Below are 24,832 nucleotides of genomic sequence, written 5' to 3' on the forward strand. Positions count from 1 at the left end.
TTATCCTCGGATGGCCCAGAAAGCCAGGTTCAACCCCGGGAATTCGCCTGCGATATGGAACGCGAAGCCCCCGGACTGCGCCAATTGCTTCCAGTGCTCGCTGCCGCGATCCAGTTCGTAGTACGTAGAACCCGCATGGAACGGGATCTGCCGGGGCGCCACCGGCAACGGCAACAGGCCTATGCCCGGCAGTTGCAAGTTGACCAGGTCGCGGATGTGCTCCACCGAACCGATCTTGCTCTGTTGGGCAAAACGCCCGCGCAAGGTTTCGCTGGGCATGTCGGCGCTCACCACGAGGATGAAACTGGCGGTGTCGATCAAGGTGCGATCCTTGAGCATGGCGACGTGAATGCCGTAGGCCTTTTCGTGGATCTCGATGGGCGTGGCCTTGCTGTCGATCAGCATGGACAGGGCCTCGCGCAGCGCCAGGATCACCGGCTCGAAGGTCACCGCAAGGTTGTCGTGCTGGTACTGACCGAAGGCCTCAGGCCGACGTCCGGCGTTGGAAAACGTTGCAAACTCCCCGGCCAGACTCACCAGTTCGCCGTAGAACCGCTCGGGATGCAACGGAGTCAACTCGCTCAAGTGGCGAATCAGCGGCTCGGCCCGGTTGACCAGTTGCAACAGCATGAAGTCGGCGATCTCCGACGCACCGCCCGCCCCTGAAGCAACTACCCGCCCTGCCAGCGCCTCGCCGCGCTGATGCAGCAGGCCCAACAGTTCGCCGCGAAAACGCTTCAAGGATTTGGACGCCGACACATCCAGCACGGGAGGGATGTACATCTCGTCGAGTTTCAGCGCACCATCGGCCAGCTTTTCCTTGATGCGCACCACGCCAATCGCCGCGTATTCGCGCAGTCCGTCCTTGTCGGTCAATAGACGCAACGCTCTTGCACCCAATGCCACAGGCGCACGATTTTCGAACGGTGCGTTGTCATCCCGCACCTCGCGCACCTGGCTGACGAAACGCGCACCGCCTGCGGCCTCACCCTCCTCCACCGTGTCCCGCTGCCCTGCGCGCTTGAGCGGCAGCGCCAGATACACGATGCCGTCACGCAAGGTTGCATCGATGTTCAGCGGCGCGGGGGCCAAATCGTCATGGGGAATGTTGAATGGCGTGCCATCGGGCAGCAGCCCTCGCGCCGAAGTGATGGCCAGCTTGCCCTGGGTCAACAGGCCGTCATCCAGCGACAGCTCGGAAAAGCCCCAGGCTCCTGCCGAAAGCGGGCGGCTGCGGGCATCGATGAGGTTTTCCAGATAACGGTCATGCTGTTGAAAATGCTGGGTGCCGATGAACATGCCTTCCGACCAGACCACACGATTGTTCCAGGACATGGCTTCTCCGATTGCCTATTGGGCGGGGCGAGTTGAGGGGACGGAAGGGGTGCTGCTGATGGCGCGTTTATCCAGGACGATCTGAAATTCGCTGGTTGTGCGCGGCACGACATCGAACACGACGCGCCATTGCGCCTGATCGATCTCGCGATAGCCGACCACCAGACCGACCTGGCGAGTGGCGGCGTTGAGGGTGCGATCGACCGTCAGTTGCTGGCCAGGTTGCAAAAGCACTTCGTCCTGATCGATCAGGTCGGCGCCCAATGAACTCTGCGCGCGCTCTGCGAGGGCGAAATAGTCCGCGCGGCTGAAATTCGCCGTGTTCCTCAGTTCGAAAATCCGCACCCGCACAGGCGCGGGCTGACCGTTGGCGCCGGGATTGAGGCCCGCAGCGGCAGTGAAATGCAGCGCAAGGGTGGTGGCATCAGCGGCCTTGTCGACCGGCGGTGGCGATTCGGCGTTTTTGGCACAAGCAACCAGCAACAGCGCCATGGCTGCGGCCGATACAACTTTTCGAAACATCCTGCGTCCTCATGACGAACTGACTGTCTATCCGTTTTTCCTGTTGCAGCCCTTCAGGGGCGGCGCAGCCGTGCGCTGTGCTCCTCGTAGGCACGACTGAATTCGCGACCGAACAGGACTTGAAAGTCCTCTTCGGCCTCATGGGAAATCTGTGCGTAAAGTTCTGTGAACTGTTGCCAGTGCTGGGCCTGGCGAGAACCGAACAGGGTCGACAACGTGCCGGGTTTGCCCATGCGTGCCTCAAGCTCGGAAGGCTCGAAGCGCTTGAGCAGCGCCTTGATCGCGGCCTCGACCCCGGCCATCACAGCGAGCTGGTGGGCGCGCAAATCGTCGAAGCTGTCCGCGATGGCCTGGTCTGGCGGCATGAACGCCTGATTGCCATGACGCAGCAGCAACAGCAGCGCTTCGTCGGCATTCGGCGCGAACTTCAAGGGGTTGTTTTCCACTGGGCGAATGAGGGTCTGTTGCATGCGGAATTCGCCTTTGAGGCTGCTGCGCGCACGCAAGACATCGATCAGTCCTTCAACCATCAACCGATAGCTGCGCCCGACGGCTTCCATCTGCGCCTCGACCTGGGCCGGATCGAGACGCAGTTGATCAAGGCCCGCCCCCCGTAGAAACGCTTTGAGAAGATCGCCTTCGCGTCCCTCGCTCACAGGAGCTTGCGCCTCGACGGCAGGAATGGGTGTGATAGCCGGTTCGACGACAGGCACGGCAGCGTTCTGTACGACCGGCGCAGAAACCGGAGGTTTGGGCACCTCTACAAACAGGTTCCAGTCTTCGGGAATCACGCCCGGCGCAGCCACGGGAGCATGCTGCGCGACAGGGGCGGGCGTAATGCTGGGCGTCGGCGGACGAAAGTCATGACGTTCGGCGGGAACATGGTCCGAGCGGGTCTGCGGTGGCACGCTGGCAGGGGTCAGAAAATCGAACAGATCAGGGAAGGTGTCCTGCGCTCCACCGCCTTGAAAATGTGCAGTAGGAACCGGCTCCACGGGCAGCGGCGCAGAGCTGTTTTGCCGCCCCATCAGCGCTTCGAAACTGTTGGAAAAATCGGCGGCCGACACACCCGGATTATCCAGTTTCATTCCATGATCGATTCGCGCCCGAATCTCGTAATCACCAATACGGATAAGTTCGCCATCTTCCAGCGGCTCACTGTTCCCGCGACGCAGACGAATACCGGCATTGACCAGCTCAACGCCGTTAGTGCTGTTATCGGTCAAATAGTAGCGACCGTCTTTATATTGAATGACGCAATGCCTTGAAGAAACAAGGCGTTCCGGGTCTGGAAGTACCCAGTCATTTTCTTGACTGCGGCCAATTGCCATCACCCCATTATCCAATGATTTCTCGGGAATTTGGCCAGGGGTTATCTTGTGATAACTGGTGATAGTCAGACAGAGCGACACTGCGCCTCCTTGCTTGCACTTCGATGCTTTTGCGACAGACGCGAAGGCCTGTGCATGACAGTCGAATATCGTGCAAAAACGCTCAAAAACCGGGTTTAAACGCGCCAGATGCTGGCTTTTCCACAATTCTACACACACATCCGTGACACTCGTACAGCGCCTGACTGCTCAGTCCCATACGCTGTTAGCTACATCACAACTGTCACAGAGGGCGCATAGCTTACCTTGACAACCGATAACTTCCACACCAAAAATGCACAACTTTCCAAACTTCCATGATGTCTTGGTGACATCACTGATCATATGCGTTATGGAAAGTTCCGTAGTTCGCGTAGGAAATGTCCTCGCTAATTAACTGGTTTGTCCGCACCCGATAAGGAGATCGATTTTGGTGGATGTTCCGTTGTTGCTCGCCGCAGTTTCCGCGAATTCTCCGTGTGGTGATGACCTGGAATATGACGCGGACTTTCTGCAACTGGAGCGCGACGCCCAAGGTAAACCAGAGCGCATGATGGGCGACTCGGTTCACCCCGCAGAACCGCCACAATGGCGCCAGATCGAACACACCAGCATTGCACTTTTGCAACGCAGCAAAGACCTGCGAATTACCCATTTTCTCCTGCAAAGCGCCCTCGCCCTCGACGGCTTTTCGGGTCTGGCCAACAGCCTGACGCTGATCAGCGATTTACTGGGCCAATACTGGCCGAGCCTCTACCCGCAACTCGATGCGGACGATGACAACGACCCCACCGTGCGCATCAACGCGCTGTCTGGAATTGCCTGCGATACCAACGTTCGGCTGTTGCGCGAAAGCCTGCTGACCCGCTCGCGAACGTTTGGACCGATCAGCCTGCGTGCGGCGCTCAATGCCAGTGGCCTGCAAAGTTTCCCGGACGAACACCTGACACCCGATGAACTGGCAGGCGCCTTGCGCGACAGCGATCCCGAGCAACTGTCCGCTCTGCGCAGCGCGTTGCAGGAAGCCCACAGCACGGCGGACGCCATTGAGCACTACGTTTCCAGCCAAGTAGGGTCAGCTCAGGGCGTGGACCTGTCCGCCCTGAAGCAGCCGCTCAAGCAGGCGCTGCACATCCTGAATGAATACGCACCCGGTGCAGAGCGCGAGGAAGCCCCGGTTCCGGAATTCGCCGAGGCCGTCCCCGTCGAGTCAGCCGCTTCTGCCGCGCCGCGTATTTCCGGGGACATCGCCAACCGCGATGACGTGGTCAGAAGCCTCGACAGAATTCTCAATTACTACGCCCGCCACGAGCCTTCCAGCCCGCTGCCGGTGCTGTTGAACCGTGCGAAGAATCTGGTGCACGCCGACTTCGCGGCCATCGTGCGCAATCTGATTCCCGACGGCATGTCCCAGTTCGAAAACCTGCGCGGTCCCGACGCCGAGTAAAGCGGGGGGCGCAGGCAGCGGCCCCGACAGTGCAAGGATCACGCAACCCCGTTACCGGCCAAGACCGATGACGCCAATCACGTCGCAGGAGCGACCAGGAGGAGCAACGTGGCGAACACCAGTTCTCAGAAATTCATTGCGCGCAACCGCGCCCCACGGGTCCAGATCGAGTACGACGTCGAGCTGTACGGGGCCGAGAAAAAGGTCCAGTTGCCATTCGTGATGGGCGTCATGGCGGATCTGGCGGGCAAGCCTGCCGAACCACTGGCCGCGGTGGCAGATCGCAAGTTTCTGGAAATCGACGTCGACAATTTCGATTCGCGCCTGAAGGCCATGCAGCCTCGCGTCGCGTTCCATGTCCCCAACGAACTGACCGGCGAGGGCAACCTGAGTCTGGACATCACCTTCGAGAGCATGGACGACTTCAGCCCCGCCGCTGTCGCGCGCAAGGTCGATTCGCTGAATCAGTTGCTCGAAGCGCGCACTCAGTTGGCCAACCTGCTGACCTACATGGACGGCAAGACCGGCGCCGAAGACATCATCATGAAGGCCATCAAGGACCCTGCCCTGCTGCAGGCCCTGGCCAGCGCGCCGAAACCGCAAAGCACCGAGCCAAAGGCCTGATCAGGACGACCGACCATGACCGAATTGCTGCGTGACAATCAGCCCCAAGCCAGCCAGACCGAAGACGCCGACGCGTTCGCCTCGCTGCTGTTGCAAGAATTCAAACCCAAGACCGAGCGCGCCCGCGAAGCGGTCGAAACCGCCGTGCGCACCCTGGCCGAGCAGGCGCTGGCTCAGACCGATCTGGTCTCCGACGACGCCATTACGTCCATCGAATCGATCATTGCGGCCATCGACGCCAAACTCACCGCGCAGGTGAATCAGGTCATCCACCACCCGGAATTCCAGCAACTGGAAAGCGCCTGGCGCGGCCTGCACTACCTGGTCAACAACACCGAAAGCGACGAGCAACTGAAGATTCGCGTGTTGAACATTTCCAAGCCGGAACTGCATAAGACCCTGAAGAAATTCAAGGGTACGGCCTGGGACCAGAGCCCGATTTTCAAGAAGATGTACGAGGAAGAATACGGCCAGTTCGGCGGCGAGCCTTACGGCTGTCTGGTGGGCGATTACTACTTCGATCAGTCGCCGCAAGACGTCGAGCTGCTGGGCGAGCTGTCGAAAACCTGCGCGGCCATGCATGCCCCGTTCATCGCAGCGGCCTCGCCGACCGTAATGGGCATGGGTTCCTGGCAGGAGTTGTCCAACCCGCGCGACCTGACCAAAATTTTCACCACGCCAGAATACGCAGGCTGGCGCTCGTTGCGTGAGTCCGAAGACTCGCGCTACATCGGCCTGACCATGCCACGCTTCCTGGCGCGTCTGCCGTATGGCGCCAAGACGGACCCGGTGGAAGCCTTCGCCTTTGAAGAGGACACCGACGGCGCTGACAGCGCCAAATACACCTGGGCCAACGCGGCCTACGCGATGGCGGTGAACATCAACCGCTCGTTCAAGCACTATGGCTGGTGCTCGCGAATTCGCGGCGTCGAATCCGGCGGCGAGGTGCAGAACCTGCCCGCACACACCTTCCCGACCGATGACGGCGGCGTGGACATGAAGTGCCCGACCGAAATCGCGATCTCCGACCGCCGCGAGGCCGAGCTGGCGAAGAATGGTTTCATGCCGCTGTTGCACAAGAAGAACACCGATTTCGCGGCGTTCATCGGTGCTCAGTCGCTGCAAAAACCCGCCGAATACGACGACCCGGACGCCACCGCCAACGCCAACCTGGCCGCGCGCCTGCCGTACCTGTTCGCCACTTGCCGCTTCGCGCATTACCTGAAGTGCATCGTGCGCGACAAGATCGGCTCCTTCAAAGAGAAGGACGAAATGCAGCGCTGGTTGCAGGACTGGATTCTGCGGTATGTCGACGGCGATCCGGCGCACTCCACGGAATCCACCAAAGCCATGCAGCCGCTGGCCGCTGCGGAGGTGGTGGTCGAGGACGTCGAAGGCAATCCGGGTTACTACAACTCGAAATTCTTCCTCCGTCCGCATTACCAGCTGGAAGGCCTGACCGTCTCGTTGCGGTTGGTTTCCAAACTGCCTTCGGCAAAGGGTGCGTAACGGACTGACAAACTCTGTAGGAGCGCAGCTTGCTCGCGATCGAGTGCGCAGCATTCGCAAACCCGGTAAACGCGTTCCGTCATCAGGAACGAGTCGCCAGATTCCACGACCGCTTCGCGGCCGATCGCGAGCAAGCTGCGCTCCTACAGGATTCGCATCGTGCACAAAAACTCGGGCATATGCTCCGACTGGCAATTGCGTGGCGAACAACACACTGGAGAAAACATGGCTGTTGATATCTTCATCAAAATCGGTGACATCAAGGGCGAGTCGCAAGACAAGGCACACAAGGACGAAATCGATGTCCTGAACTGGAGCTGGGGCATGACCCAGTCCGGCAATATGCACACCGGCGGCGGGGGTGGCGCGGGCAAGGTCAATGTCCGAGACCTGTCGTTCACCAAATACATCGACAAGGCTACGCCGAACCTGATGATGGTGTGCTCCAGCGGCAAGCACATCGACAAGGTCACCCTGACCGTACGCAAGGCCGGTGGCGAGAGCCAGGTCGAGTATCTGGTGATCACCCTTGAAGAAGTCATCGTGACCGGTTACGACACCGGCGGCTCGGGTTCGGAAGATCGCCTGACCGAGAAGCTGACGCTGAACTTCGCTCAAGTCCGCGTCGACTACCAGCCACAGAAAGCAGACGGCACCAAGGACGGCGGCTTGATCAAGTACGGCTGGAACATCCGCACCAACACCAAGCTGTGATCACCTCCACGCGCGTGCTCGTTACGGGCACGCGCGTGGATGGAACAGGTATTTTTTGCAGGGAGCATGAGTCGTGGCAAAGCCTTCTTTTTTTAACTTGCAACGAGCTTACCCACCGGTGGACTCGCCTTGCGACGGCCCATGGGACAACCAGTGTGCCATCCGCATGAGCATTGCGCTCAACGGTGAAATGACCATCAAGGTTAACAAGGCTACTTATTCAGAACCCAAATGCGCCCACGACCATGCACGAGGAGCAGAGTCGTTAGCCAACTGGTTGTGGCGTCACCATCTAGGCAGACCGATCATTCTCAACGGGAGTGCGGAAGACCGACAGCGCATCGCAGAGAAAACCGGAATCATTTTCTTCAAAGATTGCTTTTCGCGTCTCAACGAAACTCCCGATCAGCGTTCAGGCGACCATATTGATCTTTGGGATAGGGGTAGAACTGAAGGTTTCGCTGATGACACTCACATGTCGAGGCAAGTCTGGTTTTGGGAGCTGACATGATCAAATTCTGCTTCAAAGCGCTACTGCTGGCGGTTTTATTACACAGCGTTCACGCATGCGCTACTCCGCTCCCCCCGCAGCCCTCGGAAAAGCTGATGACGGTCACTCTGGGTGGTCAACTATTGAGCCTGGTGGATGCTAAAGGTCAATGTGCATTGCTCAAGGAAGACGGTAGTACACAACTGACGAACATCGCCTGGCCCTGCCGCTTCAGTCCAAACCGTGCAGGAGAGTCTCGGGTGGAGGTGTATCAGTCGATCCCCATTGTCTTAGTCGAGCACTGTGAGCCCTCATCTGAAGTGGCTGCCGGTCAACGGCAATCCCAAGCGATACGTTTGCGCGCCGAAAGGTATGAGACCTCGACAGTCAACACGAGCAGATGTGGAAGTGGCGTGCAGGACCAAAAAATGTTCACAGCCCTTTTTCGTTGGTGAACACGATGACACTCCAAAACCTTCTTGCTCCAGGAGCTCGCGTGATGAAAAGTCTCAACGCGTTCATCTTGAGCCTGCGCACTTTTTCAGCGTATGCCAGCACTAAACCCCAAGATCAGAAGGACGTGCTCGACATCTCTTTCGATGGCCGGAGAATCAGTCTGGTCAACGATAACGGTCACTGCGCCCTCGCACGCTCAGACGACTCGCTGCTGCGCCTTGACGTGAATTGGCCTTGCCAATTCAGCCAAACCTTTCTGAGGAAGGCCGTTCTCGAAAACTACCGCTCGGCAACCATCTTTATGGTTCAGCACAGCAATCGCGTAGTACCTCCCGACACACACTGCACGACCGACCTGCAAGCTATCCGCTATTTCAAAGGCAACGTAGAACTTGCTCCCGTACACAAAGTGGAAAGATGCAGTATCCGCCGATGGGACCAGAAAATCTTCGTTGGGCAGTTCGACTGGTGAGCACCCTGACCTCTCGCGAACGCCTGCAGCCCTCGCTGCTCGACCGCCTGACCGACGAGGAGCCTGGCAATCTTCAGGAAAGCGCCGACAAGCGCGTGCTGTCGCTGAATCAGCTCAAGGCCTCTGTACTGCGTGACCTGACGTGGCTGCTCAACACCACGTCATTGCTGGATGCCGACGCCACGCTGAATACGCCCGCCGGAACGTCAGTGGTCAATTACGGTTTGCCTGCGTTGGCGGGCAACAGTGCGTCGAGTATCGACGTGAGCATTCTGGAAGGCCTGATTCATCAGGCGATTGCCACGTTCGAACCGCGCATCCTGCGCCACACCTTGCGCGTCCGTGCCCAGACCCTGCCCGAGCAGATGAACCACAATGCCCTGAGCTTCGAGATCGAGGGTGATTTGTGGGCGCAACCGGTGGCCCTGCCGCTGTTGCTGCGCACCGATCTGGATCTGGAATCCGGCCACGTGCAAGTGGTGCCCGCCGAGCAGCGGAGGCGCGCATGAATCCGCGCCTGCTGGAGCTGTATAACCAGGAACTGCAACACGTGCGCGAAAGCGCGGCGGAGTTCGCCAAGGAATACCCGAAGATCGCCGGGCGTCTGACGCTGTCGGGCATCGAATGCGCGGACCCGTATGTCGAGCGCCTGCTGGAAGGTTTTGCGTACCTCACCGCGCGGGTGCAATTGAAGCTCGACGCCGAATACCCGACCTTCACCCACAATCTGCTGGAAATCGCATACCCCCATTACCTCGCGCCCACGCCTTCGATGACCGTGGTGCAGATGCAGGTCGATCCGGATGAAGGCTCGCTGAGCGGCGGATTCACTTTGCCCCGCGACAGCGTGTTGCGAGCCACGCTTGGCCGGGATGCTCAAACGCCGTGCGAATACCGCAGTGCCCACCCGGTCACGCTGTGGCCGCTGAACGTGAGCCAGGCCGATTACTTCGGCAGTCCTGCGACCGTGCTGGGACGCTTGGCAGCCAGCGAGCCAAAGGCCAAGGCCGGACTGCGCATCACGTTGAAAACCGGTGCCGAGCTGCCATTCAACACGCTGGATCTGGACAACCTGCCGCTGTATTTGAGCGGCGCCGACGAGCTGCCATTTCGTCTGTACGAACAATTGCTCGGTAACGCTTGCGCAGTTTTCGTTCGCCAGCCAGGCGCGGACTGGGTCGAACGCTTGCCGATCGATGCGTTGCAGTCTCGCGGATTCGATGACCGGGAAGCCGCGATGCCGGTGGTGCCGCAGGCATTTCAGGGCTATCGGCTATTGCAGGAGTATTTCGCCCTGCCCCAGCGCTACCTGTTCGTCGATTTCACTCAGCTTGGGCGAGCCGTTCAACGGTGCTCGGGGCAGGAACTGGAATTGATCGTGCTTTTCGAGCGCTTCGACCAAACGCTGGAAGGCAGCGTGGGGTCGCAGCAGTTCGTGCCGTTCTGCACCCCGGCGATCAACCTGTTTCCTCGGAGGGTCGACCGGATTCATCTGTCAGACAGGGTCAACGAGCATCATGTAATCGCCGACCGGACCCGCCCCATGGACTTCGAAATCCATTCGTTGACTGGCGTGACGGGCCACGGCACCGGGCCTGAACAGCCTTTCCTGCCCTTCTACGCCGTGCGTGATCCCTCGCGCTATGGCCGCAACAAGGCCTATTACACGTTGCGCCGTGAGCCTCGCGTGCTGTCCAGTGAGCAACGCCGCACCGGAACGCGTTCGACCTATGTCGGCAGCGAGACCTTCGTCAGTCTGGTGGACAGCCAGCAGGCGCCCTATCGCCATGACCTGCGCCAGCTTGGCGTCAGCGCGCTGTGCACCAACCGCGACCTGCCGCTGTTCATGAATGTGGGCAGTGGCAAGACCGACTTCACCCTCGCGGACAGTGCGCCAGTCACCTCGGTCCGCTGTGTCGCAGGCCCCAGCCGCCCCCGCGCCAGTCACGCCCATGACTACAAGGCCTGGCGCCTGATCAGCCAGTTGTCGCTGAATTACCTGTCGTTGAGCGAGAACGGCCAAGGCGCAGCAGCACTACGCGAACTGCTGCGCCTGTATGGCGACGATCACGACACCGCCCTGCAATTGCAGATCGAGGGGCTGCATGATGTCAGCAGCAAACCTTGCACACGCCGCCTGCCAATGCCCGGCCCCATCGTGTTCGGGCGGGGCATGGAAATCACCCTGACCTTCGACGAGAACGCCTTTCGCGGCACGGGTGTGTTTCTGCTGGGTGCGGTGTTCGAGCGTTTTCTGGCGCGTTATGTCTCCATCAACAGCTTCACCGAGACCGTCATTCGTACCCGCGAGCGCGGCGAGATCATGCGATGGAAAGCCAAGCCCGGCAGGCGCCCGACGCTGTGAGTACGCTGACGGACATGCACGAAGCGCCTTGGGAATACGATTTTTTCCAGGCGCTGCGCCGCATCGAGTGCGAATCCCCGGACCTGCCGCGCGTAGGCCACTCGCTGCGCCTTGTGGATGATCCATTGCGACTTGGCCAACAGCCCGATTGTGCCTTCGCCCCGTCGACGCTGGCGGCTCTGACGCCAACCGAGGACGGCAAACCCGCGCGGCTGGAGCAGTTCTTTTTTGGCCTTGGCGGTCCGAATGGCCCGCTGCCGTTGCACCTGACCGAATACGTGCGCGAGCGTCAGCGCAACAACGCCGACAGCACCAGCAAGCGGTTTCTGGACGTGTTCCACCATCGCCTGCTCAGCCTGTTCTACCGGGCCTGGGCCGAGGCGCGACCGACTGTCAGCCATGACCGGCCCGATGACGATTACTGGTCGGCACGACTGGCGGCGCTCAGCGGTCGAGGCATGCCGAGCCTGCTGGATCAGGGCTTGATTCCCGACACCGCCAAGCTGCACTTCAGCGGGCATTTGTCCGCACAAACCCGCTACCCGGATGGATTGAAAGCGATTCTCGAAGACTACTTCGGCCTGCCGGTGGAGATCGAAGAGTACGTCGGCCAGTGGCTGGAGCTGCCTGAACGCAGCCGCCTCGGGGTGAACGCACATCAGCTTGGCGTCGACTTCTGCCTCGGCAGCCACGTCTGGGACCGCCAGCACAAATTCCGCATTCGCCTGGGGCCGCTCACGCTCGATGAATACATGGGCATGCTGCCCGATGGCGAGCCATTCCGGCATCTGGTGGCCTGGGTCGCTGAATACCTGGGCCACGAACTGGATTGGGACCTGAATCTGGTTCTACAGCAACCTCACATCCCGAAATTTCAACTCAACGGCCAGTTCCGCCTGGGCTTCAACACGTGGCTGGGACAACCGAAAGACGACGCCCGCGACCTCATCCTCGCCCGTCATTACGCCGATCAGGCCCCCGCGACGGCACCCGAATCAGTGACGTCGCCACATCATCACGCAAGGAGCACAGAACATGGGTGAGATCAGTCGCGCAGCGCTGTTCGGCAAACTCAACAGCGTTGGTTACAAGGCCATCGAAGCCGCCACGGTCTTCTGCAAATTGCGGGGCAACCCCTATGTGGAACTGGCGCACTGGTTTCATCAGTTGCTGCAATTGCAGGACTCGGACCTACACCGGATCATTCGCCAGTTCAACGTCGAACCGGCGCGGCTGGCCCGCGATCTGACCGACGCACTGGATCGCCTGCCGCGCGGGTCGACCTCGATCACCGACCTTTCATCCCATGTCGAAGAAGCGGTCGAACGCGGCTGGGTCTACGGCAGCCTGATGTTTGGCGAAAGCCAGGTGCGCACGGGCTATCTGCTGATCGGCATCCTCAAGACGCCCAGCCTGCGCCATGCCTTGCTGGGCCTGTCTTCGGAGTTCGACAAAATCAAGGTCGAAGCCCTGAGCGAGCGCTTTGACGAGTACGTCGGTGATTCTCCCGAAAACACCCTGAGCGCCAGCGACGGTTTCAACGCAGCCTCCACACCCGGCGAGGCCAGCGGCGCGATGGCGCCCAGTGCAATGGGCAAACAGGAAGCCCTGAGACGCTTCACCGTGGACATGACCGAACAGGCCCGCAGCGGCAAACTCGACCCCATCGTCGGGCGTGACGAAGAGATTCGGCAGATGGTGGACATCCTCATGCGCCGTCGTCAGAACAACCCGATCCTCACGGGTGAAGCGGGCGTCGGCAAAACCGCAGTGGTCGAGGGCTTCGCCCTGCGCATCGTTGCCGGTGACGTGCCGCCTGCGCTCAAAGACGTGGAACTACGCAGCCTCGACGTCGGCCTGCTGCAAGCCGGGGCGAGCATGAAAGGCGAGTTCGAACAGCGCTTGCGCCAGGTCATCGAGGACGTTCAGGCCTCACCCAAGCCGATCATTCTGTTCATCGACGAAGCCCACACACTGGTGGGCGCGGGCGGCGCGGCGGGTACTGGCGATGCGGCCAACCTGCTCAAGCCTGCGCTGGCGCGTGGTACTTTGCGCACGGTGGCCGCAACCACATGGGCCGAGTACAAGAAACACATCGAGAAAGACCCGGCCCTCACCCGCCGCTTTCAAGTGGTGCAGGTCGGCGAGCCTTCGGAAGACAAGGCCCTGCTGATGATGCGGGGCGTGGCCTCGACCATGGAAAAACACCATCAGGTGCAGATTCTTGATGAGGCGCTGGAGGCTTCGGTCAAGCTGTCTCACCGCTACATTCCGGCGCGACAGTTGCCCGACAAATCCGTGAGCCTGCTGGACACCGCTTGCGCACGGGTCGCTGTCAGCCTGCACGCCGTGCCTGCGGAGGTGGATGACAGCCGTCGCCGCATCGAGGCGCTGGAAACCGAGTTGCAGATCATTGCGCGGGAGCATGCAATTGGCATCGACACCGGTTCTCGCCAGAGCAATAGCGAGGCCCTGTTGTCAAGCGAGCGGGAACGACTGGCTGCACTGGAAAGCCGTTGGGCCGAAGAGAAGTCGCTGGTCGATGAACTGCTGGCCACTCGCGCCGAATTGCGCGAAGTCGCCGGGGTTGTTGATCAGGATTCAGGGACCGGGCAAAGCCATGCGCTGCGCGAGAAACTGGTTGATCTGCAATCCCGCCTCAGCGTCCTGCAAGGCGAAAGCCCGCTGATTCTGCCGACTGTGGACTATCAGGCCGTCGCGTCGGTGGTCGCTGACTGGACCGGAATCCCTGTCGGCCGCATGGCCCGTAACGAGCTGGAAACGGTGCTCAATCTCGATCAACACCTAAAAAAACGCATCATCGGCCAGGATCATGCCTTGCAGATGATCGCCAAACGCATCCAGACCTCCCGCGCCGGGCTGGACAACCCGAGCAAGCCGATCGGCGTGTTCATGCTCGCGGGCACTTCGGGTGTGGGCAAGACCGAAACCGCACTGGCGCTGGCCGAGGCCATGTATGGCGGTGAGCAGAACGTCATCACCATCAACATGAGCGAGTTCCAGGAAGCGCACACGGTGTCCACGTTGAAAGGCGCACCACCCGGCTACGTGGGTTACGGCGAGGGTGGTGTGCTGACTGAAGCCGTGCGCCGCAAACCGTACAGCGTGGTGCTGCTGGATGAGGTGGAAAAAGCCCACCCAGACGTGCACGAGATTTTCTTTCAGGTCTTCGACAAGGGCGTGATGGAAGATGGCGAAGGCCGGGTGATCGACTTCAAGAACACCCTGATCCTGCTGACCACCAACGCTGGGACCGAGCTGATTTCGCACCTGTGCAAAGACGCGCACAGCGTGCCTGACCCGGACGATATCGCCAAAGCCCTGCGCCAGCCGCTGCTGGAGATTTTCCCGCCCGCGCTTTTGGGCCGTCTGGTGACCATTCCGTATTACCCGCTCAGCGACACCATGCTCAAAGCGATCACTCGGTTGCAGCTCGATCGCATCAAAAAGCGCGTGGAAAGCACACACAAAGTGGCCTTCGATTACGACGACGGGGTGGTCGAGCTGATCGTCTCGCGTTGCACCGAGACCGAAAGCGGCGGACGGATGATCGACACCATCCTGACCAATACATTGCTGCCGGACATGAGCCGCGAATTCCTGACGCGCATGCTCGACGGCAAGCCAATGGCGGGGGTGCAGATTCGGGAGCGGGATAACCAGCTGGATTATCAGTTCAGCGATGCGGGCGCCTGAACCGGCGCCATCGCGAATGAATTCGCTCCCACAAGACTTACACCGCCTCACCTTTAGCAGTCCGGCTTGCCGGCGGCAGCGGTCGGATCAACGCCGCCGCGGGCAAGCCATGCTGCTTCGAGGTGTAGATATGATTTTTTAGCGGAATAACCCATGCCATTCACTCAACTCACCCGCTTGACACAGGTCACCAGCCCGCTCGGCCCGGACGTGCTGCTGCTCAAGCACATGGGCGGCTACGACGAGTTGGGCCGTCCGTTCGAGTACAACCTGCAACTGACCTCCAGCGACAACGCCATCGACCTGAACCAACTGCTCGGCAAGCCCATGAGCGTGTCGCTGCAACTGGGCAACGGGGGCCATCGCTATTTTCACGGGCTGGTCGCGCGTTGCAGCCAGAACATCGACAGCGGCCAGTTCGCCAGTTACTCGGTCACGCTACGCCCATGGCTGTGGATGCTGACCCGTACCTCTGATTGCCGGATTTTCCAGAACCAGACCATCCCGCAAATCATCCAGCAGGTGTTTTCTGATCTGGGCTTCTCCGATGTCGAAAACCTGCTCAGTCGCACCTATCGCACGTGGGAATACTGCGTGCAGTACCGCGAAACCAGCTTCAACTTCGTCAGCCGCCTGATGGAACAGGAAGGGATTTACTACTACTTCCGTCACGAAAAGGACCGCCACTTTCTGGTACTGGCCGACGCCTACGGCGCGCATCATCCGGCGCCGGGTTATGAATCGGTGCCGTTCTACCCACCGGACGGCCAGCACCGCGAGCGCGATCACATCAGCGGCTGGCAACTGGCACAGGAAGTCCAGCCCGGCTCGCTGGAACTGAACGACTATGACTTTCAGCGCCCCAGTGCCCGCATCGACGTACGCTCGGCCATGCCGCGCCCGCATTCGGCAGGTGATTATCCGCTGTTCGATTACCCCGGCAGCTACGTGCAAAGCGAGGACGGCGAACACTACGCGCGCACCCGCATCGAGGCGATCCAGAGCCTTCACGAACGCATCGAACTCAACGGCAACGCCCGTGGCATGGGCGCCGGACACGTGTTCAGCATGACCGGCTTCAGTCGGCTGGATCAGAACCGCGAATACCTCATCGTGCGCACCCAGTACCTGATCACTCAGGAAAGCCTGGAGACGGGCGGCGCGTCCGCAGGGCTGCAATTCGAAAGTGCGCTGATCTGCATCGACGCCCAGCAAAGCTTCCGCTCGCAACCCACCACCAAACGCCCGCTCATTCGAGGGCCGCAGACAGCGGTTGTCGTGGGGCGATCCTCCGACGAAATCTTCACCAACGCATTCGGCGAAGTGAAAGTGCATTTTCACTGGGACCGCCACGATCACTCCGACGAAAACAGCTCCTGCTGGATTCGCGTGTCACAGGCCTGGGCGGGGAAGAATTGGGGCTCGATACAGATCCCGCGCATCGGCCAGGAGGTGATCGTCAGCTTTCTGGAGGGTGATCCTGATCGACCGATCATCACCGGGCGCGTCTACAACGCCGAACAAACCGTTCCCTACGATTTGCCTGCCAACGCCACGCAGAGCGGAATGAAAAGCCGGTCCAGCAAGGGCGGCACGCCTTCGAACTACAACGAAATCCGTATGGAGGACAAGAAGGGCGAGGAGCAGCTGTATATCCATGCCGAGCGGAATCAGGACATTGAAGTTGAAAACGACGAAACCCACTGGGTGGGACATGACCGCAGTAAGACCATCGACCATGATGAAACGGTGCACGTGAAACACGACCGTACTGAAACGGTGGATAACAACGAGACCATCACCGTGCACGCCAATCGCTCCAAAACCGTCGACCGCAACGAGACCGTCAGGATTGGCATGAACAAGTCGGAGACGATTCTCATGGCGTCGTTTCAGAACGTCGGCATGGGACGCATGGACAGTGTCGGGTTCGGCTACAGCCTGAACGTTGGAATGATGATGAACACCGCTGTGGGCTTGAACCAGAACACTCAAGTCATGAAGAAGAAAACCACGTCAGTGGGCGAGGCCTACAGCATCAGCGTGGGCGGCTCTGAAGACGGCTCCACGATCACCATGGACGGTAAGAGCATCAAGCTGGGCAGCAAAATCATCGAGTTGACCGCCGACCAGGAAATTCGCCTGGCGTGCGGCCATAGCACCATTCGTATCACCGCTTCGGAAATAGAGATCCTTTCGCCTGATGTTGACGTCAACTGCTAACTGCAAACCCTTGCCCACCTACAAGCGCCAATATCCTCGCCACTCGAAACGGAAGGCGTCATGAGCGCTGGTATGCCCGTCGCTCATGTGGGCGAAAAGGTCTCTGGCGACGTCATCGTGACCGGCTCACCTACCGTGCATGTCGGCAGCGCCGCCGTCGGGCTGGCAGACCGTGCATCTGCATGCGTCCCGGGCGTCGGCCATCCCGTCAACCCCATGCTAGGCTGCAAATTGCTACCCGAGGAAGTGGATTTCGCATTGATGGCACCCGATACGCTCGCCTTTGGCCGGGGTTATTTGTCCAGCAACCCCGGAGTGAGCCGTCTGGGCCAAGGCTGGTGGCTGACGGGCGAAAGCATGGCACTGGAGCTGAATGCCGAAGCCTGCGTGCTGATCGACGCTCAAGGTCGCCGCATCAGATTCCCTGCGCTATTGCCCGGGCAGGTTCTGTACTCTGGCAGCGAACAGCTTTGGCTGCGACGAGGCGGCAATGCCGCAGAAAACAGCGACATCAAGCGCTGGTCCGGGCGCTGGAGCCCCGTTCCGGAGGAGTTCCAGAGCAATCCAAACGCTGTCGTGGTCCTAGCAGACAACAGTTATCTGTGCTTTTTTCGTCAATCCGATCAACTGTGGCGCCTGCATTCGACCTTTGGCCGCAGCGGCTATCAAACCGTATTCAGCTGGAGTCCGCGTGGTTTTCTGACCAACATCCGCGACTGCGTAGGGCGCTGCTATGTGCTGGTTTATCAACATGCGTGCGAGGCCGGCCCTACCGACGATGGCATACGTCTGGCGGGTGTCATTCTGGCCAGCAGCAACGGATCGATTCCCGAGCACTTCAACCCTCAGGCGACGGGGCATGACTGGCTGGTGCGCTACCAGTTCAACGCCAGCGGTGACCTGATTTCCGTCCGTGATCGCATGGGCGAAATCGTTCGGGTGTTCGACTGGACCAACCACATCATGACCGCCCACGGCGAGCCGGGCGGTATGGAAGTGCGCTACGAATGGGATGCCTGCCACCCTAATGGCAAGGTGGTAAAACAAAGCGAAACGGAGGGGCTGACACGGGAATTTCGTTACCACCCCGACGCGACTGACGTGATCGACAGCCTGGGCCGCATCGAGCGTTACGAGTTCTCCGGCGACGGCGGCGAGCGTCGCTGGACCGCCCTTATCCGCGCCGACGGCAGCCGCACGGAATTTGAACATGATCTGTTTGGTCGGCAGGTCGCTGTTCGCGACCCGCTGGGGCGAGTCTCCCGGCGACGACTCGACGGGCAAGGGCGCGTGCTGGAAGAAGAGTCTCCCGGCAAGCTGAACTACCGCGTGACACTGGACACCGAGACCGGATTACCCGCCGAGCTGGTGGATCGATTGGGCCGCCTATGGATATTCGAGCGTGACGAGCGGGCCAACCTGATCAGTGTTACAGGTCCCAGCGGGACGACTCGCTACCACTATGAAGACCCTGCCCTGCCTGACCGACCCACCCAAATCATCGACGAAAAAGGCGGTGTCAAACGCCTGCAATGGAACTGCCTGGGATTGCCCGCCCACATCACCGACTGCTCGGGGCACACTCACCACTATGAGTACGATGGCGAAGGCCGCTTGGTGGCTGAAACTGATGCAGACGGGCAGACATCGCGCTACAGCCACAACCTGATTGGCCAGGTCATTCGAGTCACCACCGCCGATGGCAACGTGGTTACCCACCGCTATGATGCACAAGGTCGGCAGACCCACGTCAGCGATGCCCAAGGCGTGTGTACGCAATTCAGTTGGGATCGCTATGACCGCCTGCTGTGCGCCACCGATGCCGCGGGCGCAACGCTGACTTATCGCTACGACGCCGCCGGTCGTTTGTGCTCGCACACCAACCAGAACGGCCAGACAACGACCTTCACCTACGACGTCAACGACCGGCTCATTGAAGAAATCGGTTTCGACGGGCGCTGCCAGCAGCATGTTTACAACCTGGCCGACGAGCGAGTGACGCTGATTGATGAAGGAAGAGAGACACACTACCAGTACGACCGCGACAGCCGCCTGATCAGCCGTACTCTGCCCACCACCGACAGCGGCCCTCGCTTCACCGAACACTACACCTGGCACGCCGATGGTCGCCTCGCGACCGTGAAGACGCCGGAGAGCGAGGTGCGATTCGCCTACGACGATGCAGGTAACCTCGCACTGGAAAGCCAGATCCACGCCGATGGTTGGGTCTACAGCGTTGCCCACCAGCATGGCCCCTTGGGCGTGCGTGAAAGCACCCAATACGGCGACGCCCCGCCGGTTAACTGGCTGACCTACGGCTCGGGGCATCTGCACGGCGTCATCGCTGCGCACATCGAAATGGCGTTTGAGCGCGACGGCATGCATCGCGAGCAATTCAGGGACGCTCGCCTGCGAGGATCATCCCAGGCCCTGTTCACCCAACAGCGCGAATACGACCCGGTCGGCCACCTGATCCGCAGCCATCTGCACAGTGACGCGGCAGACGACTGGCAACGCGTCTACCGCTATGACGGCCTGGGCCAGTTGACCCACATCGGCGACAACCTCAAACCGGCCCTGCGCTATGAATACGACCTGAGCGGCCAACTGATTGCCAGCCACCGCGCCAACCAGCCCGTGCGCCGTTATAGCTATGATCAAGCAGGCAACCGACTCGACCTCGGTGGCAACCCAAGCACTGATGCAAATCAGCATCATGAACACAACGAGCTGTACCGCTCGGGATATGTTCACTCCGACTCAGACACCGCTCAAGCGCCTCACACGCCATCGCTTTGGGCGGGTAATCGGGTGGAGCGCTTCGGCGGGCATGTGTATCGCTTCGACGCACACGGCAACCTCACCTCCCGCGAAGGCCCGGATGGAGAGCACCTGCGCCTGACCTACGATGGCGCAGACCGGCTGGTTCATCTGGTCCGCACCCACGCCGATGGCCAAATCACCGAAGCGCACTACCACTACGATGGACTCTCCCGACGCATCAGCAAACGGGTGATCGAGGGCGAAACGCAACGGATCACCCGATACGGCTGGGACGGCGAACGCCAATGTGCCGAAGTCACCGACGACCTGCTGCGCACCACCGTTCACGAACCCGACAGCTTTGTGCCCCTGCTGCGCATCGAACAGACCCGCGAGCCTGACAGCCCGGAGTTGTTGGCTGTACGCCAAGACATGGCCGCTGCCGACCAACCCCTGCCCGTGCAATGCCTGCCAACACTGGGCAAGCCTGCCATGCAGTTTTTCCACACCGACCACATCGGCACGCCACTGCAACTGAGCGATGAACGCGGCCAAGTGATCTGGTCAGCCGACAGCGACGACTGGCGAGCAGTGACCGCAGAGCGAGGCGCGTACGACCAACCGATCCGCTTTCAAGGCCAGTACCACGACGAAGAAAGCGGGCTGTACTACAACCGCCATCGGTACTACCTGCCAGAAGCGGGTCGCTATGCGACTCAAGACCCGATTGGATTAAGGGGTGGGCCGAATGGGTATGCGTATGCGCTGAATGCGCCGTCGATTGCTTATGACCCGAGTGGGTTGTTTATACCGTTGGTGATTGTGGGGGCTTGGTTGGCGAGAGCGGCCATCGGAGCAGCAATTGGCGCGACGGTTGAAGTGGGTATGCAGGCGGGGAAGCAAGTATGGGGGCAGATGAAGGATAACTGGGATGAAGGTAGGGATCTGACGGATATTAAGTGGAGGTGTATTGATATTAACTGGAAACACGTGGCTATTTCAGCCGGCGCCGGAGCTATTGCCCCTGGCATGTTCGCATCAGCAAAAACAATTTTCAAATCAGCAAAAGCCATCAAAACCATATCCGGACAAGCAGCTAATACCGCAAATCGCGCTGCAAAGTTAGTCGCACGCAAGGCGGCTCATATTGAAACTATTGGCAGCGCAGTTGTAGCCCAAACCTCCGTACAAACCGCAAAAGCTTTAGGGAAGTGCGTGACCAAGAACGAGCACCAGGAGTGCCCCCAAAATGTTTAAAATAATTAAATTATTTACAATGTATACACTGATATTTCTACCATTCATTATCTTACACAACATACTAGTATCGTACATAGGAGATACATGGCCCGCAGCTCTTATTGTGATAGCTGCAATGTTTATTTTCCGAATTGGGCTATTCTTGTATCGTCGCCGCAAGGGAATCAAGGACACATGGTTTGAAGAATAGCAACTTACAGGAACTACTGCTTAGCGATATTTAGCTGGCAAAAAAATAACTATCACAGAGGCAAATAGCGAAAATATTTATATCCGTCTGTTCGAATACAACCTGCAACTCGCGTCCACCGACAACGCCATCGACTTGAACCAGTTGCTGGGATTGTTCCGTTGGTGATTATTAGTGGTTTGTTGGCTAAAACAGCTCTAGGCGCGGCGATCGAAGTTGGAATGCAAGTAGGAACGCAGGTGCTGGGTCAGGTAAAAGACAACTGGGACAATGGCCGGGAGCTGACGGATATCAAGTGGCGTTGCGTTCATATCAATGGTATTCAAGTCGCAGCCTCGGCAGCCGTTAGTACAGTAGCGCCTGGCGCACTAAGTAGTGCTAAAACCATGTGGAAATCGTCTAAGGCACTCAGAGCATTATCAGGGCAGGCAGCTAACACGGCTAATCGCACAGCAAAATTGGCTGCCCGCACAGCCGCCCACAAACAAGTTATTGGCGACGCCATTAAGGCTCAGACTAAATGGCAGATAGTCAAAAAAATAGGTAAATGCCTCACAAAAAACGAAAAACAGGACTGCGAACTCTCGTGAAAAATTTTCTCATAGGCATCCTCGTCTTGCTGCCCTTTGCAATTCTAAATGAGGTATTACAGATTTACTTTGGCGAAACATGGCTGGTCGCAATCATCATGATAACCGTGCTAATTTCTAGTCGTGCGGCTCTATATTTTTATCGACGCCATAAAGGTATAAAAGACACATGGTTTGAAGAATAAAAACTCAGAAATACATTTAATAAGATCCGCAGCGGAATTTGGCTAAAAAGCAGTCCTCAGAGCAAGAACTGGTACTACAGCTTGGTGCTGCGTGAAGATACGCCAAAATGTATGGAACAAAAAACAACCGAAAGCAAGGTGCAAAATTCCGTGAAAGATTTTCTAATAGGCGTCCTTATTCTTCTGCCCTTTGCGATTCTTTACAACGTATTAGAATCGTACCTAGGCGACTCATGGTGGACTGCAGCAATCGTAGGTTTCTTACTGATTGCGAGTCGTGCTGTTCTTTATTTCTATGCCAAATCGAGAGGAATCAAAGACACTTGGCCAGATGACTAAGCCTCGCCGAGTTATACAGCTCGATTCAGCCATCAACCCAACCCCACTAAAGATGTCCATATGCCAGCATTTTTAACCCATGAGGAAACGCAATCTTAAAAACTTACCCACTAAAAACCCTTGAGTCCGTAGTATTGTGCCCAGTCTCTGTAGGACGCTTCCCACGCTCATTTGCATAACGAGATACTGACATGAAGTTCGCTCAGCTCTCCCGCCTGACCCAAATCAGCAGCCCTCTTGGACCCGATGTCTTGCTGCTAAAAAAAATGGAGGGCCACGATGAACTGGGCCGTCTGTTCGAGTACACCCTGCACCTGACGTCCGATGATCACGACATCGATCTTAACCAATTGCTCGGTCAACCGATGAGTGTCGCCATGCAATTGAACGACGGCGATTACCGGCATTTCCATGGGCTGGTCGCGCGTTGCAGTCAGACGGCCGACACAGGCCAGTTCGCCAGCTATCAGGTCATACTGCGTCCTTGGCTGTGGTTGCTCACTCGCACCTCTGATTGCCGGATTTTTCAGCACCTGACCGTGCCGCAGATCATCAAGCAGGTGTTCGACGATTTGGGTTTTTCTGATGCAGAGTTCACCTTAGGACACACGTACCGCGTGTGGGAATACTGCGTGCAGTACCGGGAAAACAGCTTCGACTTCGTCAGCCGCTTAATGGAACAGGAAGGGATTTATTACTACTTCCGCCAGGAAAAAGACCGGCACATTTTGGTACTGGCCGACGGTTACAACGCCCACTCGCCAGTACCAGGCTATGAGTCAGTGCCGTTTTACCCACCCGACAGCCAACATCGTGAGCGTGACCACATCACCGGCTGGGAAATGGCGCAGGAGGTTCAGTCGGGTTCGCTGGAGCTCAACGACTACGACTTTCAGCGCCCCAGTGCACGCATCGAGGTGCGCTCGGCCATGCCTCGGCCCCATGCCGCAGGTGATCACAAGCTGTTCGACTATCCGGGCTGCTACCTGCAAAGCGAGGACGGCGAACACTACGCTCGCGTTCGCCTCGAAGCGATTCAATGCTTACACGAGCGCATCAAACTTGAGGGTAATGCACGCGGCTTGGGTGCCGGACATTTGTTCAATCTCACCGGCCTGAGCCGTAAGGATCAGAACCGCGAATACCTCATCGTTCGTAGCCAATACGAGATCAAACAGGAGAACGTGGAAACGGGCTCAGCCTCCGCAGACCTGCAATTCGAAAGCAAACTGGTCTGCATTGATGCTCAGCAGAGCTTCCGTTCACAGCTCAGCACGCAGCGCCCCATGATCAGGGGCCCGCAAACGGCCAAAGTCGTTGGCTACAAAGATGACGAAATCAGCACCAATCCTCATGGGCAAGTGAAGGTGCATTTTCATTGGGACCGTCACGATAACGCTGACGAGAACAGCTCCTGCTGGATTCGTGTGTCACAGGCCTGGGCCGGTAAGAACTGGGGCTCGGTGCAGATCCCGCGCATCGGCCAGGAGGTGATCGTCAGCTTTCTGGAGGGTGATCCTGATCGACCGATCATCACCGGGCGCGTCTACAACGCCGAACAAACCGTTCCCTACGATCTGCCTGCCAACGCCACGCAGAGCGGGATGAAAAGCCGGTCCAGCAAGGGCGGCACGCCCTCGAACTACAACGAAATCCGTATGGAGGACAAGAAGGGCGAGGAGCAACTGTATATCCATGCCGAGCGGAATCAGGACATTGTGGTGGAGGTGGATGAGAGCCACAGCGTTGGGCATGACCGGCATAAAGAAATCGGTAACGACGAGATCGTGAAAATCGGTCGAGACCGTAAACGCGGCGTGAAGCGCGATGACCGATTGCAAGTAGGCGGTGAGAAGTCCGACAGTATCGCCACCCGTTATCTGATCGAGGCAGGCAGCCAAATTCGCTTGGTATGCGGCCAAAGCGTGCTGGAGATGAATGCGAATGGGGAGATTAGTATTTCCGGGACGACGTTCAAGGTTTTTGCGAGCACTAAAGCTGACATCGACAGCCCCCGGCTGGATCTGAACTCAGGCGGGGCGAAGGAAGTGGACAAGAGGGGTGAAGGCGATGAGGAGAAAATCAGGGGTGATTTGAAGGCAAGTCTGTCGAGTCCCAAGAAACCCGAGTAGGTGAGATCTGGGCGCTGGGGGATCAGCGCCCAGAGCGGGACTGACTGGAAGTAATCACGGCTCGATATGCCCGAAATGAAAGCATGGCATCTACAAAAAATCATCTGATCAATAACCTATCCGAACGAC

General features: G+C 58.7%; 18 protein-coding genes. 15 read left to right on the plus strand and 3 right to left on the minus strand.

Translation table 11 applies throughout. The annotated features are described in order from the left end of the window. The 3 genes from tssK to tagH are packed head-to-tail and all read right to left on the minus strand — an operon-like array spanning position 1 to position 3,269. Positions 1–1,335 carry a type VI secretion system baseplate subunit TssK gene (gene tssK, locus ACI5GA_RS15340; RefSeq protein WP_421423246.1) on the minus strand — a complete coding sequence of 445 codons (1,335 nt, stop codon included), beginning with the start codon at positions 1,333–1,335 and terminating at the stop codon, positions 1–3. Between the two features lie 15 nt (positions 1,336–1,350). After that, the gene (gene tssJ, locus ACI5GA_RS15345; RefSeq protein WP_421423248.1) at positions 1,351–1,857 is read right to left on the minus strand and encodes a type VI secretion system lipoprotein TssJ; all 507 of its coding nucleotides are present in this window, start codon (positions 1,855–1,857) and stop codon (positions 1,351–1,353) included. A gap of 53 nt (positions 1,858–1,910) precedes the next feature. Beyond that, positions 1,911–3,269 carry a type VI secretion system-associated FHA domain protein TagH gene (gene tagH, locus ACI5GA_RS15350; protein WP_421423250.1) on the minus strand — a complete coding sequence of 453 codons (1,359 nt, stop codon included), beginning with the start codon at positions 3,267–3,269 and terminating at the stop codon, positions 1,911–1,913. Between the two features lie 391 nt (positions 3,270–3,660). Between tagH and tssA the strand changes: the two genes are divergently transcribed. From tssA to ACI5GA_RS15425, 15 genes are all read left to right on the plus strand, one after another. Then, on the plus strand, positions 3,661–4,674 hold the full coding sequence (tssA, locus tag ACI5GA_RS15355) for a type VI secretion system protein TssA (RefSeq protein ID WP_421423252.1): 1,014 nt from the start codon (positions 3,661–3,663) through the stop codon (positions 4,672–4,674). A gap of 108 nt (positions 4,675–4,782) precedes the next feature. After that, a complete protein-coding gene (gene tssB, locus ACI5GA_RS15360) occupies positions 4,783–5,298 on the plus strand; it encodes a type VI secretion system contractile sheath small subunit (RefSeq protein ID WP_404636924.1) in 516 nt (171 codons plus the stop codon). Positions 5,299–5,313: 15 nt separating this feature from the next. Continuing rightward, positions 5,314–6,807: a type VI secretion system contractile sheath large subunit gene (tssC, locus tag ACI5GA_RS15365; RefSeq protein WP_404636926.1), complete on the plus strand. Its 1,494-nt coding sequence runs from the start codon at positions 5,314–5,316 to the stop codon at positions 6,805–6,807. 225 nt (positions 6,808–7,032) lie between these two features. Next, on the plus strand, positions 7,033–7,521 hold the full coding sequence (locus ACI5GA_RS15370) for an Hcp family type VI secretion system effector (RefSeq protein ID WP_404636928.1): 489 nt from the start codon (positions 7,033–7,035) through the stop codon (positions 7,519–7,521). Positions 7,522–7,594: 73 nt separating this feature from the next. After that, positions 7,595–8,032 carry a type VI secretion system amidase effector protein Tae4 gene (locus ACI5GA_RS15375; RefSeq protein WP_404636930.1) on the plus strand — a complete coding sequence of 146 codons (438 nt, stop codon included), beginning with the start codon at positions 7,595–7,597 and terminating at the stop codon, positions 8,030–8,032. Next, positions 8,029–8,466 (plus strand): hypothetical protein, encoded by a 438-nt coding sequence (locus tag ACI5GA_RS15380; protein ID WP_421423256.1) that lies wholly within the window; start codon positions 8,029–8,031, stop codon positions 8,464–8,466. Before ACI5GA_RS15375 ends, ACI5GA_RS15380 begins: the two co-directional genes overlap by 4 nt. A gap of 44 nt (positions 8,467–8,510) precedes the next feature. After that, the gene (locus tag ACI5GA_RS15385) at positions 8,511–8,939 is read left to right on the plus strand and encodes a hypothetical protein (RefSeq protein WP_421423258.1); all 429 of its coding nucleotides are present in this window, start codon (positions 8,511–8,513) and stop codon (positions 8,937–8,939) included. Beyond that, entirely contained in the window at positions 8,936–9,448 is a 513-nt protein-coding gene (gene tssE, locus ACI5GA_RS15390; RefSeq protein WP_404636934.1) for a type VI secretion system baseplate subunit TssE, read from the plus strand. The genes ACI5GA_RS15385 and tssE overlap by 4 nt, the downstream gene beginning before the upstream one ends. Then, complete coding sequence (gene tssF / locus ACI5GA_RS15395; protein ID WP_421423260.1) at positions 9,445–11,304, plus strand: type VI secretion system baseplate subunit TssF; 1,860 nt, start codon at positions 9,445–9,447, stop codon at positions 11,302–11,304. Before tssE ends, tssF begins: the two co-directional genes overlap by 4 nt. After that, a complete protein-coding gene (gene tssG, locus ACI5GA_RS15400) occupies positions 11,268–12,347 on the plus strand; it encodes a type VI secretion system baseplate subunit TssG (protein WP_404636938.1) in 1,080 nt (359 codons plus the stop codon). The genes tssF and tssG overlap by 37 nt, the downstream gene beginning before the upstream one ends. Further along, the gene (gene tssH, locus ACI5GA_RS15405) at positions 12,340–15,021 is read left to right on the plus strand and encodes a type VI secretion system ATPase TssH (RefSeq protein ID WP_421423263.1); all 2,682 of its coding nucleotides are present in this window, start codon (positions 12,340–12,342) and stop codon (positions 15,019–15,021) included. Before tssG ends, tssH begins: the two co-directional genes overlap by 8 nt. A gap of 153 nt (positions 15,022–15,174) precedes the next feature. Then, positions 15,175–17,244 (plus strand): type VI secretion system tip protein TssI/VgrG, encoded by a 2,070-nt coding sequence (tssI, locus tag ACI5GA_RS15410; protein ID WP_421423265.1) that lies wholly within the window; start codon positions 15,175–15,177, stop codon positions 17,242–17,244. Between the two features lie 60 nt (positions 17,245–17,304). Next, positions 17,305–21,264, plus strand: a complete 3,960-nt coding sequence (locus ACI5GA_RS15415) for an RHS repeat-associated core domain-containing protein (protein ID WP_421423267.1) — start codon at positions 17,305–17,307, stop codon at positions 21,262–21,264. 357 nt (positions 21,265–21,621) lie between these two features. Further along, positions 21,622–22,047 (plus strand): hypothetical protein, encoded by a 426-nt coding sequence (locus tag ACI5GA_RS15420; RefSeq protein WP_421423269.1) that lies wholly within the window; start codon positions 21,622–21,624, stop codon positions 22,045–22,047. A gap of 715 nt (positions 22,048–22,762) precedes the next feature. Continuing rightward, a complete protein-coding gene (locus ACI5GA_RS15425) occupies positions 22,763–24,703 on the plus strand; it encodes a type VI secretion system Vgr family protein (protein ID WP_421423271.1) in 1,941 nt (646 codons plus the stop codon). Positions 24,704–24,832: the final 129 nt, after the last annotated feature.

Origin of the sequence: Pseudomonas sp. Pseu.R1 (genome assembly GCF_045764065.1) — a bacterium.
Classification (GTDB): Bacteria; Pseudomonadota; Gammaproteobacteria; order Pseudomonadales; family Pseudomonadaceae; genus Aquipseudomonas.

Bases quoted from the DNA above. Each gene is read 5' to 3' on its own strand.
- tssK (WP_421423246.1), bottom strand. From the start codon at position 1,335: ATGTCCTGGAACAATCGTGTGGTCTGGTCGGAAGGCATGTTCATCGGC.
- tssJ (WP_421423248.1), bottom strand. From the start codon at position 1,857: ATGTTTCGAAAAGTTGTATCGGCCGCAGCCATGGCGCTGTTGCTGGTT.
- tssC (WP_404636926.1), top strand. From the start codon at position 5,314: ATGACCGAATTGCTGCGTGACAATCAGCCCCAAGCCAGCCAGACCGAA.
- ACI5GA_RS15370 (WP_404636928.1), top strand. From the start codon at position 7,033: ATGGCTGTTGATATCTTCATCAAAATCGGTGACATCAAGGGCGAGTCG.
- ACI5GA_RS15380 (WP_421423256.1), top strand. From the start codon at position 8,029: ATGATCAAATTCTGCTTCAAAGCGCTACTGCTGGCGGTTTTATTACAC.
- ACI5GA_RS15385 (WP_421423258.1), top strand. From the start codon at position 8,511: ATGAAAAGTCTCAACGCGTTCATCTTGAGCCTGCGCACTTTTTCAGCG.
- tssF (WP_421423260.1), top strand. From the start codon at position 9,445: ATGAATCCGCGCCTGCTGGAGCTGTATAACCAGGAACTGCAACACGTG.
- tssG (WP_404636938.1), top strand. From the start codon at position 11,268: ATGGAAAGCCAAGCCCGGCAGGCGCCCGACGCTGTGAGTACGCTGACG.
- tssH (WP_421423263.1), top strand. From the start codon at position 12,340: ATGGGTGAGATCAGTCGCGCAGCGCTGTTCGGCAAACTCAACAGCGTT.
- tssI (WP_421423265.1), top strand. From the start codon at position 15,175: ATGCCATTCACTCAACTCACCCGCTTGACACAGGTCACCAGCCCGCTC.
- ACI5GA_RS15415 (WP_421423267.1), top strand. From the start codon at position 17,305: ATGAGCGCTGGTATGCCCGTCGCTCATGTGGGCGAAAAGGTCTCTGGC.
- ACI5GA_RS15425 (WP_421423271.1), top strand. From the start codon at position 22,763: ATGAAGTTCGCTCAGCTCTCCCGCCTGACCCAAATCAGCAGCCCTCTT.